Genomic DNA, 17,174 nt, shown 5'->3' with positions numbered 1-17,174 from the left:
ACCGGGCTAGAGCAACAAATTCAGCAGTTGCAAGCTTGTGTGAGCTCGTTAACAGAGGCATTTAACCAGCGCTCGGAGCTACAGCAGGGAACTGCTAAAAGCGATCGCACAACTGTGCCCACGCAAGAGCAGTCGTCTGAACTATCCCCAATAACACATCGGGTTGCTTCCTCAAACGGAAGGCAATTGACAACCAGTCTGAAAAATCAACGCTTAAGTGTAGAAGCACTCATGGCGATGGCTGAGGCTCATGGCATTGGCAAAGAATTTCAGATGGTGATACAAGCAGCTAAGAAACACCATCTTACACTGAATCCGTGGCCTACTAACCTGATGATTAGTCCTGCGGCTCACTTGCTATGTACTGCGCGAAGAAATTCCTCTCAATGCCTGTTTATTATTTCGGGACAGCCTGCGATGGATGGAAAAGTCCGACTATGGGTATCAACACATACGATTGCTGAATTTTATCCGGTTAGCCAACAAACTGTCACATCCCTCCTGGGATTTGATGGGTGGCGCGAGATGGATAAGGTACAGATAGAGGAGTTCGTCGCTAGTCTGAATCGGTTATTTGAAGAAGCCAGCGTTTAATTCAAACCAGGCAAAGTTGAGAAGCCTGGACTTTAATTAGCGCTATGAACCACTTGACATCTCCCCTGGTTGAAACACAGGGGATTTTAAACCTGCAAAACCACCAGGCAGGTGCCGTCGCGTGCATTCCAGAGCCGAATCGTTTGGTCATCACTGCCACTCGCCAGCATTTGACCATCGGGGCTAAACGCGATCGCCCAAACCCGACTGATTTTGGAAGCAGCAATTCTTGGACTTCTGTCGCCCATCGCAGAATTTCTGCCCCAAACCCTTGATTTGCCGTTGTCCTTGTGACAGTTGCTCGAGGAGAGAACGCGGGTTTGGGACTATAACTCGAAGTCCATAGACTAAGTTGTCGTCCTTGCAACTCCTGCGGCACTTCCAAAATTCCCATTGCTGTATTAACGCCTTCAGGCTTTGCTCTAAATTCCGTCCCATCTGCAAATTTTAGACTATTTGCAGTACTTCCAATCAACGAACCACCTATATCTAAGCGAGCATTGGCACCAAACACAATGCCATTCGGATTCCACACCCAGCCGCATCACCGTCCACGAATATCCCGACCGTACTGTTACACCACCGCAGTTATCTGTGGAGGTTTTGTACTGTATTCAGCAATTTTTTTTGTATCCCGATGGAACTTTTCCAGCCACTGAAATCCCATTCCCCAGCACCATAACGCTGCAACAACTCCTTAACAGTTATCCTCATCTACTTACCTCCGCACTAATCAAGCTGTGAAGTTAATGCTATGCTATGTTGATAGCATTATCGTCAGCAAATTCGCTATCAAGGTTAGTCAACGTTGAAATCTCCATCAAAACAGTCCCCACCCAGTCAAATGCTCCGCGTCCCCACCGTGCTGATTCCGGTGGTGAAGGAGTTGGCTCGACTCCATAGGGAAGGTCATACGAAAGCCCTGCTTCAAGGGTTGCAGGATTTGATAACAAATATTGATAGCAATAGCGATAGCGATTTTGGGACGGATAGTGAAGCAGTAAGACAGTTAGTCGAAAGGGTAGAGGAATTGGAATCCCGATTGACTGACTTAAATCGCGATACCGATAGCAAATCGATAGCGAAGTTAGAGAAATCCTTGGGCAGTTTAGAACAGAAGCTAGAAGCGGTTACACTGAAGATCACCATACTCGAAGGAGCCGTTGTACAGAAACAATACGGTCAAAGAAAGGGATACAGAACACCGTATAACAATCCCTACGTCGTACAGCAGCCTCTCGAACTTCAGCCCTTTACTGAAGAAAATTTAGCTCGCCGATTGGCAGTTGAGGTATCCACCCTAATCAAACAAAGGAAAAATTTGAGCGAAGTCGAGTTTGAGAAGTGGTCTCGAGGTCGGGATACAAGTAAAACGGGTTGGCGCTATAAAGATGATGGTTTGTATCATCCAATCAGCCAGTAAATCACTTTCAACAAAGCGATCGCCCTTGGCGCAAGCTGTACCCAGCTTATCGCGAAGCGCAAGCTGTACTCAGCTTATCGCCCTTATGCGTAGGTTTTGGAATGCAATAAGCAACGTGATACGACTGAAGTTATACCGCCCCCATTCACCAGTCACCTAATAGAATTGCAACAAAGTACAGTTTTTATCAATCGTTTCTAGCAGTTTACATCTATAGCTACTCTATATCTAAATTTCACCTTTAACTTAATAAATTATCAAATTCATCATTTCTTTCACAAATATAAAAACTTGCTAGACAATATAGACATTCTGTCAAACCAGCTATTCTTGGTTTTTCAACTATTGAAAATTTTTTACATTTTGGACAGACAGTTGTATACTTTCTGCAATGTTTTGTGGAAAGTACGAGAATGCCTAAGTACTTCTGTTTTCTCAATCAGGCTTTCTACTGACAATAGTACGATGACGGGGATCGCTAGCCACGGTAATGGGTTGAGCAAAACCTACATCTGACAATGTTTTTTCAATATCAAAAGTGTAGTAGTCATCGCTCCAGGGTTCGGTGCTTTTCATCAACGTAAATAGAACTGGTGGCAGGTTTTGGATCACCTGGGATTTTGGATTATTATCTACCAATGCAATCGCCCCACCAGGTCGCAGCAGCCGCAGAGCTTCTGCGAAAATTGCTTTGCTAGCATAGCCTGGAAGTTCATGGGTAACAAACTGGAGTGTCACCAAATCGAAGGAGTTATCTAAGAGTTTTGTATCTTCGGCTTGGGCGTGAATCCATTCCGCTATCTCATCATTGACATCCAAATGGCGAGCGACAGTGAGCATATACGGCGACAAATCAAGACCCACTGTACGTACAGGATGCTCCTGCTTTTGTTGATAGTAACGGTGTAGTGCCAGGGTAGAAATACCCACGGAGCAACCGATGTCTAAGATATCCCGCACTTCAGAAGGCCCATAGGTTGCAAGAACTTGATGAAAGCTACCTCGTAAGCGTGCATGAGCAACCGAGCAAGTCAAGTTTTCTTTCGGCCAAACCCGTAACGCCATTGAGTAAGTAGCTGACTCCGTTTCAAAAGCCGCGTCCCAGCAAAGATTGCCCTCAGTGTAAGCATGGAAAGGAACTTTGTAGTAGTCAGGATAAACAATATCGGGGTTAGTCACCTTTGCCAGTTGTTGTTTGACTCCCGATGATTTGAGTGCTTCGTAGTTTTTGCGCCAAGGAATGCCGTTTTTTTCAGCAGTTTTGATGAGTACAAGCCTTGCTTGGTGTTTCATCAATTTATAGATGGGTTTAGTCTGGATTAGGAGATTGACGAACTTGGAGAGCATATTTTCTCCGGCCCAGTCTGGTTTTAGTTTGTTGTTCATCGGCTTGCAAAAAATAAAGGCAAAAGCACTAAGTAGATAGGTGGAAACTAATATAACTATCAGGGTTATCAGTTACCCATGTCATTAAATAAAACTGGCTAAACTAAGATTTAATGGGGCTCGATAGCTATTATTATATTGGTTTGTCTCTCTTTTTTAGAGGACTTATATATTTTTTAAATTTTTTGTCCAAAGTCCAAAAAAGCGAGTCCGCTTGTAATGTGATTTTGTTGGCGAATTCATCGAAACCGTAAATTGACGAGCGAAAAACTATGAGATTTTAGGGATTTCGGCTATACTGCCGGAGCGCAGATTTCAGATGCTCCATCAGTCTCAAACTGTTGAATTTCAATCAAATAAGCATCGGGAACGCGCAAAAACAGTGGTATATTTTATACTTTGTGTTAAATGCAGGCGGTTTTTCAAATTTTACACCGCGTTGCTTGAGGTATTCGTACCACTGGTCTACAAGCTGGGTCACAATGGTAAAGATCACCCCCGTTCGTGCAGCGTCGTCCTCCTTTGTTGCAGTCTCGTTCTTTTGGCACAAGCCCAAATATCCAGAACTACTTATATATTTTGTGTTTACTGGTTAAAGAATTGGGTTTTAAAAAGTATCATATTTACATTCTTTCTGATGATATCTTGCTGCTATTTCTTCTGCTTTTTCATACACAACTAATGGGTTTCTAAGCATATCGCCTGGTTCATTCTCTAAATCACTAGTTGAGAGTGACACGCGCTCTTTGTCAACATCAATCCAGACAATTATTGCTCTAACCCAGTCCCCAACTTGAAAAACCAACTCTGGGTGCTCAACAGGCTGTTGGGAAATTGTGGCGGTAGATAATAGTGCATAATACCCACCAATATCAACAAAGACACCGTAGGAGCGAATTCGACAAATACTACCATCTACCAGTTGACCAAGTTTTAGCGTTTTGAATCTTGCTTTTGCTAAAGCAGCACGATTTAATGGTGTTCGTCTTTCGATAGAATTCTCATGCAGTCCAGATTTTTTGTTTAGCTCAATTCTTCGCTTCTCATACCAACTTGCATCTAATTCATCTAAAGCAAGATCGATTGGTATATTTTTGTAGAAGCTGACCAATGCGTAGGCTTCTGTGCGCCGATCGTTAGCTGTTAAATCTATAGCCCATAACATTGCATCGTGTAAATTTACCAGCCATTGTTGTTTTAGTGTTAGTTGGTTCCATACAATTTCACGTCCGGTTTCGCTACCTCTGTCACGTCCTCCCCCGTACATTGCCAAACGTTTTTGCCAATTTTGACCCCTAATATTACCCGGCTTGAGCAAAGCTTGCCAATTTGTATTGCTCAAATTATCAAGCAGCGACCATTGTGATGGTTGATACTCATCTTTCAGAAATTTGACGATCCCATCATGAAAAGCTTCAATCAATTCACAACGTTCAGTAGTAATCTTGAGACGTGTCGTAGTATCGATACCGCACATCCACGGCTCTATATGGAATTGCACAAGTAGATCGCTCAAACGCTCAGCTATCAGCTCTACTCCATGACCTTCCTCATCTATTATCATTTTTGCAGGTAGTTGAGAGCCTCGAATTTGCCCCAGCCAGATGTACAGTTCTTGATAAGGATCGAAAGTAGATGATGTCCAAATTTGAGTGCAAATATCATCGGCTTCTATACCAAGCAAAATCCATCCTCTGAGAATACCTTCATTCTTAGATTGCTTAAGGGTCACTCTCATTGATTCAAAACAATATATCGAGATCGCTTATAGACAAAACCAATTTAGCATCGTCAAAGCTACACACAAATTATGAAGTATTTTTTTTAACATTTTCTTTCTGGATGAGTAATAAGGCTATTTTAGGTGCGGTTGTACCTAAAAGGTTCAATGATAAGCAGCTAAACCCTTCAAATAGACTTACAAAGGACGTCCATTGGTGACATACATTATCGGAAGATTTCCGTCGCGCTGTACTAGTGCTTGTCGATCTGAAAATTGCTGTAAGCTTAACCGTATACTGTACTATATATTTTTTATCAAATTTGTATCTTTATTCTACAGACGAGAACAGTTATAAAGAAAGTACTGCTGTACGATATCGTGATTCACTAGTTACAGTGGTAGAGAAGTGGCAGTGTGGCTCTTGGCAAACTTCTTCTGTCAGCAGCAACCGTGCCATAAATATGTCCATTTAGTAAATTAACAGTCATTTTGTATCGCTTATGAACCCTGCCCTGACTCAATTCGGCGTCAATATGTCCAAACTAACTGGCGTTAGAGCCATTATGAAGGACATTATCGAAACTTTACAATCTAGTACGGGGCAGTTGATAAATTTGAGTGCTGGCAATCCTTTGATTTTGCCGCAAGTTGAGCAGTTATGGCGAGATTGTACTGCACAATTGCTCTCTAGCCCCGATTATGGCGAGGTTGTTTGCCGCTACGGATCGAGTCAGGGCTATGCACCATTGATTGAGGCTGTTGTCAATGATTTTAATCACCGCTTTGGGCTAAAGTTGAGCGATCGCAACATCTTGATTACCCCAGGGAGTCAAAGTCTTTACTTCTATGCTGCTAATGCTTTTGGCGGCTACACCACTAGTGGAGAACTGAAAAAAATTGTTTTACCTTTAAGTCCGGACTACACGGGTTATGGTGGCGTCACGCTGGTACCAGACTCACTCATTGCTTACAAGCCAACACTAGATATAAACGCAGGGGCGCATCAGTTTAAATACCGCCCGGACTTTAGCAACTTGTCGATTACAGAACAAACAGGTTGTATCATTTTCTCTCGTCCCTGTAATCCCACAGGTAATGTCTTGACTGATGATGAGGTGAAGAAAATTGCTGCCCTCGCTGCGCCTTATGATGTGCCAGTGTTTATTGACTCAGCATACGGTCCTCCTTTCCCAGCATTAAACTTCACTGAATTGACGCCGATTTTTGGGGATAACATTGTTCACTGCATGAGTTTATCGAAAGCAGGGTTACCAGGAGAACGTGTTGGGATTGCTATCGGTGATGAAAAAATTATTCAAGTTTTGGAATGCTTCCAAACCAATGCCTGTCTCCATGCATCAAGGTACGGACAGGCAATTGCTGCGATCGCCATTAACTCTGGTGCGCTAGCAGGAATTTCTACTTCTGTGATTCGTCCCTTTTACCAAAACAAGTTTACTGTTTTGGAAAGTACTTTGAACAAGTTTATGCCCGAACATTTACCTTGGTTCCTCCATCGAGGGGAAGGGGCGATATTTGCTTGGTTGTGGTTGCAAGATTTACCCATGACAGATTGGGAATTGTATCAAGAACTGAAAAAGGTGGGTGTTATAGTTGTACCTGGAAGTACCTTTTTCCCCGGCTTGCAGGAGGAATGGGTACACAAGCAACAGTGTGTACGCATTAGCTTGACTGGTAGCAATGAGGAAATTGCGACTGGTATGGAGCGTTTGGCAAAGGTTGTACAACAGATTTATCAGACATCCGCTGTGAGTGTTTGAATGAACTACGAAGACGCGAAGAGCGCAAAAAAGGACATGAAGCAGAAGGGGAGACGGGGACAAGGAGGTAAGGGAACCGGAGGACAAGGGGACAAGAGGACAAGGGGACAATCTACTTCTCCCTCATCCCCTTCTCTCCCCATCCCCCCCTCTCCCCATCCCCCCCTCTCCCCATCTCCCCCTCAATTCCCTGATGGTTGGATAGAGATTGGTACAATTGTTGCTGCCCAGGGCTTGCATGGTGAAGTTCGCGTGTTATCGAACTCGGATTTTCCAGAACGATTTGAGGTTCCTGGAAAACGCTGGTTGTGGTGTCCGGCGCAAATGGAACCCCAACCCATTGAGTTACTGGCGGGGCGCAATGTCGAAGGGAAAAATTTGTATATTGTTAAGTTATCTGGGGTTGGGGATCGCAATCGGGCTGAGGAGTTGCGGGGTTATAAGTTACTGGTGTTGGAGAGCGATCGCCCCCAATTGGGGGAAGATGAGTATCATGTCTTGGATTTGATTGGTTTGTCAGTCTATATCCAAGAATCTGGAGAGTTTGTAGGAACGATTGTAGATTTGCTTTCTGCAGGGCATGACCTGATAGAGGTACGGCTGGATTCTTCAAGGGATAAGGCACAAAGAACTGTTTTGATTCCTTTTGTCACGGCAATTGTGCCTATTGTGGATTTAGAAGGTGGTCGTGTTGAGATTACTCCGCCATCAGGATTGCTGGAAATTTACAGTTAGTTTGGAGCGGACAGTTTTCCTGAGTATTTACAATGCTTATTTTAGTCAAAATTATCTGACTTTAGGCAACAAATACACAGTTTCTTTGAGATAATTGTTTAAAACGGATGTTAGCATATATAAATGGATATAATCATCAAAAAATTTGATGAAAACTATCGATACGTGTCATTAGTTTTAATAGGTTTGGAGTTGGGCTGAAAGCACCGTAAAAATCACTTACAACTCAACAAATTTAGCAACAATAATGACATGAACGACTAGTGGTACGTTTCATAATTTGCCCCGATCCCCGACTTCTATAAGAAATCAGCGATCTAGCAGCTTATTAATTACTTTTATTAGAGTAAAAATTTTTATTTTTTGCAATCTATTTATAATGAGATCTTTTTATAAGAAAAATTTATTTAATCCAATTACCCTATTTCTTAATCGAGATTTAATCTAACCCAAGGCAGTACTGGAGAACCCATGTGTTAAACCTCTATCAAAAGGCAGAACGAAGTGGGAAAAATAAGATTTTGACAATTAAAAAATTAATGATGATTTTAAGGTGAAATAAAATATTTGTTACAAAACTAGCAAGAATGGACTTCATTTGTTAGCCTTTCACAAGAAGTAATTAAACCTAGTTTATATGGTTTTGTTGCTATGTAAAAAATAACCCACTCAGTCTGATGGCTTCCCCAAAAGGAGATACTACATCAGACATACCTACCTTACTTAGGTCAGGTTCGTATAACCGCAAGTTTTATAGTATTGTGTCATCGGTATGATGATCCCTATATCGGTGGCAAATAAACTTACACGTGGGAATCTGCAAACATCCTTTTGTGAAGGAGTTTTCATATGACTTTAGCGAGCCGTCCGCAGACAAAGCCGTTATCAGATGACGAACTGCAGAAGATGAACGCCTATTGGCGTGCAGCGAATTATCTCTCGGTGGGACAAATCTATTTGCTGGACAATCCACTGCTGAAAGAACCACTGAAAGTAGAACATATCAAACCCAGACTTTTGGGACACTGGGGAACAACTCCCGGTCTGAACTTTATCTACGTTCACCTCAACCGGATTATTAAAAAGTACGATCTGGACATGATTTACATCGCAGGTCCCGGTCATGGCGGTCCTGGAATAGTTGCGAATACTTATTTAGAAGGGACTTACAGCAAGTATTACCCCAATGTATCTCAAGATGCTGAGGGAATAAAAAAACTTTTCAAACAGTTCTCCTTCCCCGGCGGGATCGGTAGCCACTGTACGCCGGAAGTTCCCGGTTCTATTCATGAAGGCGGTGAATTGGGTTATTCCCTCGTTCACGCTTATGGTGCTGCTTTTGATAACCCGGACCTCATCGTTGCGTGTGTGATTGGGGATGGCGAAGCCGAAACTGCAGCCCTATCTGCAAGTTGGCACTCCAACAAGTTTCTTAACCCCGTCCGTGATGGTGCGGTCATTCCAATTCTTCACCTCAATGGTTATAAAATTGCTAACCCAACAGTGCTATCACGCTTGAGCCACAAAGAGTTAGAAAGCCTATTTATAGGTTATGGCTACAAGCCTTACTTTGTGGAAGGTTCCGATCCCGAAACCATGCACCAGTTGATGGCAGCTACTTTAGAAACCATCACTCACGAAATTAAAGAAATTCAGGAAGATGTTCGGAATAATGGCTTCTCCCAACGCCCGCAATGGCCCATGATTGTTTTGAGAAGCCCCAAAGGGTGGACGGGTCCCAAGGAAGTTGACGGTAAGAAGACAGAAGATTACTGGCGATCGCACCAAGTTCCTTTTGGCGAGTTACAAGGCAATCCAGATCACTTGCGACTCTTAGAAGAGTGGTTGAGAAGTTACAAACCAGAAGAACTTTTTGATGAAAATGGTACACCGATCGCAGAACTGTTAGAATTACCTCCCAAAGGACACCGACGCATGAGCGATAACCCTCACGCTAATGGTGGTCTTTTACTGCGCGATTTGAAAATGCCTGACTTCCGCGATTATGCGATCGATGTTACCGAAGTTGGCAGAACAATTGGTGAAGCCACAAAGGTATCTGGAAAGTTTTTGCGAGATGTGATGAAACGCAACTTAGATAGCGCTAACTTCCGCATCTTTGGTCCTGACGAAACCAAATCAAATCGCTTAGATGCTATTTTTGAAGTGACAGACCGGACTTGGCTAGCTGAGAAGTATCCCTATGATGATGCCCTATCACCCGATGGTAGAATCATGGAGATTCTGAGCGAAACAACGTGTCAGGGTTGGTTGGAAGGATACCTTTTGACGGGTCGCCACGGGTTCTTCTCCTGCTACGAGGCGTTTATCCATATCGTAGACTCCATGTTTAACCAGCACGCCAAGTGGCTTGACACCTGCCATCATATTCCTTGGCGCAGACCAATTGCTTCTCTCAATTACCTGCTCACATCTCACGTTTGGCGTCAAGACCATAACGGTTTCTCTCACCAAGACCCCGGTTTTCTTGACCTAGTGGTCAACAAGAAAGCAAATGTAATTCGGATATATTTACCACCTGATGCCAATTGCTTGTTGTCTGTAACCGACCATTGCTTGCGAAGCCGCAACTATATCAACGTCATCGTCGCTGGAAAACAACCCGCATTGCAATACCTTCCCATGGATGCGGCGATCAAACACTGCACCAAAGGCTTAAGTATTTGGGATTGGGCAAGTAACGACCAAGGTGGAGAACCAGACGTAGTGATGGCGTGTGCGGGAGATATTCCTACACTAGAAACCTTAGCAGCTGTAGACATTCTGCGGCAAAACTTCCCCGATCTCAAGGTACGGGTAGTGAACGTTGTAGATTTAATGAAACTCCAGCCCGCAAGCGAACATCCCCACGGACTTAGCGACGCTGACTTTGACAGCATTTTCACAACTGACAAACCAATTATCTTTGCCTTCCACGGTTATCCTTGGTTGATTCACCGTTTAAGCTACCGTCGCCAGAACCATGCAAACCTCCACGTAAGGGGTTACAAGGAAGAAGGAACAACAACTACACCTTTTGACATGGTAGTCCTCAACGATTTAGACCGCTTCCACCTAGCTATGGACGCCATTAATCGCGTACCACAACTGGGATACAAAGCAGCTTACGTGAAGCAGGCACTGCAAGACAAGCTCATTGAGCACAAACACTACATTCACAAGTACGGCGAAGATATGCCAGAAATTCGTGAATGGAAGTGGCCGTACTAGAGGAATTTGTTAGTGGTTGGTGGTTTTTTTAACAACTAGCCATTAACGACTAACAACTAACCCTCCCTTACAAATCTTAAAAGATGTCAATTAAACTTGGCTTTCGCTAACATACATTGGCAGGATTGGGTCAAGAAGGGACTGAGGATTCGGACAAATTCCCAATCCCTAACTCCCAATCCCAATCCCGAAACAGGAGGTTTCATCTTGAGTAAGCTGAAAGTTGGCATCAATGGATTTGGTCGTATTGGGCGACTTGTGTTTCGTGCTGGTATCGATAACCCCAACATTGAGTTTGTTGGCATAAACGACCTCGTACCACCAGATAACTTGGCATACCTGTTGAAGTACGATTCAACTCACGGTAGTTATAAGGGTCAGGTCGAGGCAAAGGAAGATGGCATTGTTGTCAATGGACGTTTCATTCCTTGCGTGTCGGTTCGTAACCCTGCAGAGTTACCTTGGGGTAAATTAGGTGCAGATTATGTTGTGGAATCTACGGGTTTATTTACTACCTTTGAAGGTGCTGCAAACCACCTGCAAGCAGGAGCCAAGAGAGTTATAATCTCTGCTCCCACTAAAGATCCGGAGAAAGTTCCTACCCTATTAGTAGGTGTAAACCATCACCTATTCGATCCAGCAAAAGATACTGTTGTCTCCAATGCTAGTTGTACTACGAACTGTTTAGCCCCCGTTGCTAAAGTACTGAATGACAAATTTGGATTAACCGAAGGGTTAATGACGACAGTTCATGCTATGACTGCGACCCAGCCCACCGTAGACGGTCCGAGTAAAAAGGACTGGAGGGGAGGACGAGGTGCTGCTCAGAACATCATTCCTTCTTCTACAGGTGCAGCAAAAGCAGTCGCACTGGTTTTACCAGAATTGAAAGGCAAGTTAACCGGTATGGCATTCCGAGTTCCTACTCCCGATGTCTCTGTTGTTGATTTGACATTCAAAACTTTATCAGCTACCAGTTACAAAGAAATCTGTGCTGCTATGAAAGAGGCTTCTGAAGGCGCTCTAAAAGGAATTTTAGGCTACACGGAAGACGAAGTGGTTTCTACAGATTTTCAGGGCGATTCCCATTCCAGTATTTTTGATGCTGGTGCTGGGATCGAATTGAACTCTAATTTCTTTAAGGTTGTTGCTTGGTACGACAACGAGTGGGGTTACTCAAATCGTGTCATTGACTTGATGTTGGCTATGGCACAAAAAGAAGGTTTGTTAGAACGGACTGCTGTAGCAGTTTAACAAGCCACAGCTATCAGTTATCACCCTTGCTGGATAACTGATAGCTGTTTGCAATTCTATGAATTTTACAAATATTTACATACTTAGCTGTATAAAACAAGTTCGGAAACCTGAAATTGAACCTACAATGTAGGCGGTTATTAAAGATGAGGATACATAGAATAATATTTTTGGCAAGAGTAATATTACTTGATTGATTTAATGTCAAAAATTTGCATTAATTTAGTCAGTACTGAAGTTGATTTCTCTCAACCTTATATTTTCTCTTGAACAGAGGTCTTCAAGAAAGGTTTCTCCCCTAAAAAAATAGGGGATGAGGACAACAGAGAATTTTTATGGCTGGAATTCAAAAATACTTTATTATGCGAAGAACCAAAATTATTTGTACTGTCGGACCTGCTACATCTACACCAGAAAGACTCCAATCTTTGGTGGATGCAGGTATGAATGTGGCAAGACTAAACTTCTCTCATGGAGAACACGCCTTTCACGGTCAAACCATCAAATATCTCAGGCAAATTAGTAGTGCAACACAGAAGCCTCTTGCTCTCATGCAAGATTTGTGCGGTCCCAAAATTCGTTTGGGAGTTTTACCACAAGAAGGGATTACTGTAGAGGCGGGTCAAGAAGTAACTTTTGTGCTGCAAAAAGAAGGCAAAAGTGCTGACGAAATCCCCCTACCATTGCCAACTCTGTTTGCAATGGTTCGACGCGGCGAACCAATTCTCATTAATGATGGTCGCATCAAAGTGATTGTTTGCGATCGCGATGCGGATCGGATTCGAGCACAGGTCATCATTGGCGGTTTGATATCCAGTAACAAAGGCGTAAACTTACCAGAAACGCGTTTACCTGTAACCTCCATTACAGAAAAAGACTTAAGCGATTTGCGTTTTGGGATTCAATTAGGTGTAGATTTAGTGGCAGTATCCTTTGTGCGATCGCCCCAAGACTTAGAACCAGCACAAAGGATGATTGAAGGAGCAAATGCAAATATTCGCATCATTGCCAAAATTGAAAGACGAGAAGCAGTAGAGAATATTGATGAAATTATAGAAGTCGCTGACGGAATTATGGTAGCTCGTGGCGATCTCGGAGTAGAAATGCCCATCGAGCAAGTACCCCTAATTCAAAAAGATATTATTCTCCGATGTAACCGTGCGGGTAAACCCGTCATTACCGCCACACAAATGTTGGAATCGATGATTAGCGCCCCCGATCCCACCCGTGCAGAAGTCACCGATGTTGCCAACTCAATTTTAGATGGGACTGATGCAGTCATGCTGTCAGGAGAAACTGCTGTAGGACAATACCCGGTAGCAGCCGTCAAAATGATGCACAGTGTTGCTGTAAGAACGGAAAATTCTCTCAAAGAAGGAGCACGTCAAGCCTTATGGAATTACGATGCGGGAAGTTTGAGTGTTACTGAATCTTTAGCCGAAGCCGTTTGTCGCATCGCCTATGAAACAGGTGCTAAAGCAATTGTTTGTCACTCTTCAAGTGGCAATACAGCAAGGCTCATTTCTAAATACCGTCCAACAACTCCAATTCTTGCTCTGACCCCTTGCGACACCCCTTACCGTCAGCTAGCACTTTCTTGGGGTATAGAACCTTTACTCATCCAATCCGTTTATACCGCCGAAGAGATGTTGATAAATGTGGAAAAAACTCTTTTAGAGACGGAGCTGATTCAACAAGGGGATAGAGTCGTCATTACCTCAGGCGTACCCATTGGTAAGTCAGGAACTACAAGCTTAGTGAAAGTGCATACCATAGGACAGCCTATTTCAGCTTAAGCAGCTATCATTTGCGTACAGCATAACGGATGAAAAAAGGATTGGCGATTGATTTCCCAGTTACCAATCTCCAGTCCCCAGTCGCTGATTAAAGAAAGTCAAAAATGTAGAAGAACAATTGGTTCGTTGACCGCGATTAGAAATCGCCGCTACACAAACGAAGTCCCTCCCTTGTATCTCAGGAGCGGAGACGCTATGTGCAAGGCAGACGCTCTCGTCGCTATCGCGACACGCTTCGCGATGCCTTTGGGCTATACCCGCCAGAGCTATACGCCAGTTCCCAGGGCGTGGGAAACCCGCCTACTTTCTCTGGACTCACCACCTAATGGGACTTAAATATGAACTCCGCCGATGCGGACTTGGTTTGTATAGCTTCAGAATAGAATTCTGAAGGCAATTGGCACTCTTTGGGATGCTCCCGTCTTTATGTATTTAGAGCGCTAAAGGCAATTTTAATGTTAAACTGAATTTTAGTATTAAAAAAATAATGTAAGATGTCTAAATCAATTAGCATTACTGACTCAAGAAATGAACTTCTTCAATTACCCGAACAGTTAGGTAATGAACCTGTAATAGTTACTAATCAAGGTTTGCCAGTTATGGTAGCTATTAGCTATGAGCAATATATTTCTATGTTAGAAACTATGGAAATTTTATCCGATCCAGAATTTAAAGAACAATTAATAGCTGGAATTCAAGAAGACCGAGAAGGTCAAAGGGTAAGTTGGGCAGAAGCCATGAAAGAATTAGAATGGTAAATGATGGAATATGAAATTGAGTTTATTCCTTTAGCTATTGAATTACTGAAAAAGGTTAAAGACCAAAGAGAACAAAAAGCACTCCGTCAAAAAATTGAAAAACTGAAAATAGAACCAGAAAAACAGGGTAAAGCTCTTACAGGTCAGTTTCAAGGCTATCGTAGTGTAAGGGCAGTTGGTCAACGCTATCGTATTGTTTATCGTGTCGATCGAAATAGAATTATTGTTGTAATTGTAGGTGTTGGAATGCGTCGGGAAGGTGAGAGACAGGATATTTATGCTATTTTAGAAAATGAGTTAGACGAAGAATAAAGAGATTATTTCACACCCCTTTAATTTTACTCCTGATTTCACACCTATCTTTGACTGGAGTTCCCAGGAGCTTTTGATTTCTCTCCTCTTCCCTCTATGTACTCTTGGAAGTACTACGTTAAATAATTACATACGTAGAGAGAGTACCAAAGGTTATATTATCAGAATTGGAATGACATTAACCACCTTAGCAGGGCTAAGAATGCCTAAGGCGGCTCCTCTCAACGCTCATAAAGACTCGTAGGAGGGTGGTTTCCCTACACGTAGTTCAAAAACCAAATCAGATTCCGGGATAATTCCAAACTGGGCTATTGATGACAGATATTGTGCTCTACCTTACAGTATTTGGGCTCGCCGGCTTGTCTTTTCTATTTGCGGTAAGCAGTTACGAGCAACAAAATCTTAAAAAAAACAAACAAAATGGGGATTTCCAAACAATACTATTGACCATTGACTAAGAACTATCTAATTTTTGAGGTTTGTATCTTAAGTTAATTCAAGCTATTGCGGAAGTTTATAGATTTGAGATGAAGTTCCAATTGCCAACAAGTTTGATAGAGATTGAGAACGATGTCACCTGTTCTCAGTGCAATCTAAGATGGTAAGAGGTGGATAGGTACTGTTAAGACGAGTAACGTTGTTTTTGTGCAATAAGCCGTGTACGGCTCGCGCCAAGGGCGATAGCCGGGTACGGCTTGCGCCGAAGCGATCGCAAACCTAATAGGAGGATATATGTCTAAAAACTTACTGGAGCAGTTAAGAGAGTTTACGGTTGTCGTTGCTGACACAGGGGATATCCAAGCAATTGAAAAGTTTAAGCCACAAGACGCTACCACAAACCCTTCCCTAATTACTGCTGCAGCACAAATGCCAGAGTATCGGGAAATCGTAGACGAGACTCTACTCCAAGCCCAAAAAGATGCAGGACGGGGAGCAAGTCAAAAGGATGTAGCTGCTTTAGCATTTGACCGTTTGGCAGTGTCCTTTGGCTTGAAAATTTTACAAATTATTCCGGGTCGGGTGTCTACAGAAGTTGATGCACGCCTTTCCTACGATACAGAAGCGACTGTTGCCAAAGCAAGGGATTTAATTGCTCAGTATCAAGCAGCTGGAATTTCTCGCGATCGCGTCCTGATTAAAATTGCTGCTACCTGGGAAGGAATTCGCGCTGCGGAAATTCTAGAAAAAGAAGGTATACATTGTAACTTGACTTTGCTGTTTGGTCTTCATCAAGCGATCGCTTGTGCGGAAGCGGGTGTTACTTTGATTTCCCCGTTTGTGGGTCGCATTCTCGACTGGTACAAAAAAGAAACCGGACGCGATAGTTACCCTTCTACTGAAGACCCAGGAGTCTTATCTGTTACCAAAATTTACAACTACTACAAAAAATTTGGTTACAAAACAGAAGTCATGGGCGCTAGTTTCCGCAACATTGGGGAAATTATAGAACTTGCTGGCTCTGACTTGCTAACCATTTCTCCAGCGCTATTAGGTGAGTTAAAAGCGACGATAGGAGACTTACCTCGCAAACTTGAACCGAGCAAAGCAGCAACATCGGATATTGAAAAAATTCCGATGGACAAAGCGACCTTCGACAAGATGCATGCGGAAGATCGCATGGCAAACGACAAGCTAGATGAAGGGATCAAGGGTTTCACCAAAGCACTAGAAACTTTGGAAACACTCCTAGCAGAAAGACTGGCTCGTTTGGATGGAAAATCAACCCTCAGCCATGCAACCCAAGATATTTTCCACGTGTACGATCTAGATGGTGATGGCTTTATCACCCGTGAAGAATGGATGGGTACCGATGCTGTATTCGATGCCTTAGACGTAAATAAAGATGGCAAAATTACACCAGAAGAAATGGGTGCTGGTTTGGGAGCAGTCATTCAAATGGCAGAGGTAGCAAAATAAGAAACGATTGGTTTAGAAACAAAGGCAGAGGCTAGGAGGCAGACAAGCAAGAGCATTCTGTCTCCTGCCCTCAAAATTGTATATCTTCACCTTTGCTTGCCAAAACTAGTGCGGTTGCCACAATTTGCCCATCGTGCATTTCATTGTTTTTTCAAATTTTTTGGCTCTTCAGTACTTGTTATGCTAAACTAACAAGTACTGAAGAACCAAAACTATTGCCGCCAAGAAATAGGAACCTCGACTTTTTAAGAAATCGGAGAGATA

General features: G+C 43.0%; 13 protein-coding genes and 1 pseudogene. 10 read left to right on the top strand and 4 right to left on the bottom strand.

All coding sequences use genetic code 11. The features are described from left to right. Window positions 1–594, top strand: a 594-nt coding sequence (locus AB0756_RS19745) for a hypothetical protein (protein WP_408104002.1), incomplete at its 5' end; no start/stop codon positions are given. 418 nt (window positions 595–1,012) lie between these two features. Here the strand turns inward: AB0756_RS19745 and AB0756_RS19735 are convergent. Together AB0756_RS19735 and AB0756_RS19730 are read right to left on the bottom strand one after the other, a co-directional pair. Then, a pseudogene (locus AB0756_RS19735) lies at window positions 1,013–1,123 on the bottom strand (two-partner secretion domain-containing protein); the annotation flags it as partial. Window positions 1,124–1,182: 59 nt separating this feature from the next. Continuing rightward, window positions 1,183–1,308, bottom strand: coding sequence for a hypothetical protein (locus AB0756_RS19730; protein ID WP_272900007.1), 126 nt, complete (start codon window positions 1,306–1,308; stop codon window positions 1,183–1,185). 94 nt (window positions 1,309–1,402) lie between these two features. Here AB0756_RS19730 and AB0756_RS19725 point away from each other — a divergent pair, with 94 nt between their 5' ends. Beyond that, complete coding sequence (locus tag AB0756_RS19725; protein WP_167844798.1) at window positions 1,403–2,017, top strand: GPO family capsid scaffolding protein; 615 nt, start codon at window positions 1,403–1,405, stop codon at window positions 2,015–2,017. 435 nt (window positions 2,018–2,452) lie between these two features. On the opposite strand, the gene AB0756_RS19720 is transcribed toward AB0756_RS19725, so the two are convergent. Together AB0756_RS19720 and AB0756_RS19715 are read right to left on the bottom strand one after the other, a co-directional pair. Continuing rightward, window positions 2,453–3,403, bottom strand: coding sequence for a class I SAM-dependent methyltransferase (locus AB0756_RS19720; protein ID WP_038080437.1), 951 nt, complete (start codon window positions 3,401–3,403; stop codon window positions 2,453–2,455). Window positions 3,404–4,010: 607 nt separating this feature from the next. Beyond that, window positions 4,011–5,141: a S1 RNA-binding domain-containing protein gene (locus AB0756_RS19715; protein ID WP_038080436.1), complete on the bottom strand. Its 1,131-nt coding sequence runs from the start codon at window positions 5,139–5,141 to the stop codon at window positions 4,011–4,013. Window positions 5,142–5,626: 485 nt separating this feature from the next. Between AB0756_RS19715 and AB0756_RS19710 the strand changes: the two genes are divergently transcribed. The 8 genes from AB0756_RS19710 to AB0756_RS19675 all read left to right on the top strand — a co-directional run bounded on the left by AB0756_RS19710 (window position 5,627) and on the right by AB0756_RS19675 (window position 16,910). Beyond that, on the top strand, window positions 5,627–6,907 hold the full coding sequence (locus tag AB0756_RS19710) for a valine--pyruvate transaminase (RefSeq protein WP_038080434.1): 1,281 nt from the start codon (window positions 5,627–5,629) through the stop codon (window positions 6,905–6,907). Then, window positions 6,908–7,642: a ribosome maturation factor RimM gene (gene rimM / locus AB0756_RS19705; protein WP_237265998.1), complete on the top strand. Its 735-nt coding sequence runs from the start codon at window positions 6,908–6,910 to the stop codon at window positions 7,640–7,642. It begins immediately after the preceding gene. Window positions 7,643–8,491: 849 nt separating this feature from the next. Continuing rightward, on the top strand, window positions 8,492–10,873 hold the full coding sequence (locus tag AB0756_RS19700; RefSeq protein ID WP_038080432.1) for a phosphoketolase family protein: 2,382 nt from the start codon (window positions 8,492–8,494) through the stop codon (window positions 10,871–10,873). A 207-nt stretch (window positions 10,874–11,080) separates the two neighbouring features. Then, on the top strand, window positions 11,081–12,127 hold the full coding sequence (gene gap, locus AB0756_RS19695; protein ID WP_038080451.1) for a type I glyceraldehyde-3-phosphate dehydrogenase: 1,047 nt from the start codon (window positions 11,081–11,083) through the stop codon (window positions 12,125–12,127). A gap of 362 nt (window positions 12,128–12,489) precedes the next feature. Continuing rightward, window positions 12,490–13,923, top strand: a complete 1,434-nt coding sequence (gene pyk / locus AB0756_RS19690; protein ID WP_038080449.1) for a pyruvate kinase — start codon at window positions 12,490–12,492, stop codon at window positions 13,921–13,923. A gap of 494 nt (window positions 13,924–14,417) precedes the next feature. Continuing rightward, on the top strand, window positions 14,418–14,681 hold the full coding sequence (locus tag AB0756_RS19685; RefSeq protein WP_038080430.1) for a type II toxin-antitoxin system Phd/YefM family antitoxin: 264 nt from the start codon (window positions 14,418–14,420) through the stop codon (window positions 14,679–14,681). Beyond that, complete coding sequence (locus AB0756_RS19680) at window positions 14,682–14,993, top strand: type II toxin-antitoxin system RelE family toxin (protein WP_202048679.1); 312 nt, start codon at window positions 14,682–14,684, stop codon at window positions 14,991–14,993. Window positions 14,994–15,725: 732 nt separating this feature from the next. Further along, complete coding sequence (locus AB0756_RS19675) at window positions 15,726–16,910, top strand: transaldolase (RefSeq protein ID WP_038080428.1); 1,185 nt, start codon at window positions 15,726–15,728, stop codon at window positions 16,908–16,910. Window positions 16,911–17,174 lie beyond the last annotated feature (264 nt).

The organism is Tolypothrix campylonemoides VB511288_2, from assembly GCF_045999855.1.
GTDB classification, from domain to species: domain Bacteria; phylum Cyanobacteriota; class Cyanobacteriia; order Cyanobacteriales; family Nostocaceae; genus Scytonema; species Scytonema bouteillei_A.
The sequence above is the reverse complement of the archived record's forward strand: the minus strand, read 5'-3'. Positions and strand labels throughout refer to the sequence as shown.

Bases quoted from the DNA above. Each gene is read 5' to 3' on its own strand.
- AB0756_RS19730 (WP_272900007.1), bottom strand. From the start codon at position 1,308: ATGAGGATAACTGTTAAGGAGTTGTTGCAGCGTTATGGTGCTGGGGAA.
- AB0756_RS19720 (WP_038080437.1), bottom strand. From the start codon at position 3,403: ATGAACAACAAACTAAAACCAGACTGGGCCGGAGAAAATATGCTCTCC.
- AB0756_RS19715 (WP_038080436.1), bottom strand. From the start codon at position 5,141: ATGAGAGTGACCCTTAAGCAATCTAAGAATGAAGGTATTCTCAGAGGA.
- AB0756_RS19710 (WP_038080434.1), top strand. From the start codon at position 5,627: ATGAACCCTGCCCTGACTCAATTCGGCGTCAATATGTCCAAACTAACT.
- rimM (WP_237265998.1), top strand. From the start codon at position 6,908: ATGAACTACGAAGACGCGAAGAGCGCAAAAAAGGACATGAAGCAGAAG.
- AB0756_RS19700 (WP_038080432.1), top strand. From the start codon at position 8,492: ATGACTTTAGCGAGCCGTCCGCAGACAAAGCCGTTATCAGATGACGAA.
- pyk (WP_038080449.1), top strand. From the start codon at position 12,490: ATGCGAAGAACCAAAATTATTTGTACTGTCGGACCTGCTACATCTACA.
- AB0756_RS19685 (WP_038080430.1), top strand. From the start codon at position 14,418: ATGTCTAAATCAATTAGCATTACTGACTCAAGAAATGAACTTCTTCAA.
- AB0756_RS19680 (WP_202048679.1), top strand. From the start codon at position 14,682: ATGATGGAATATGAAATTGAGTTTATTCCTTTAGCTATTGAATTACTG.
- AB0756_RS19675 (WP_038080428.1), top strand. From the start codon at position 15,726: ATGTCTAAAAACTTACTGGAGCAGTTAAGAGAGTTTACGGTTGTCGTT.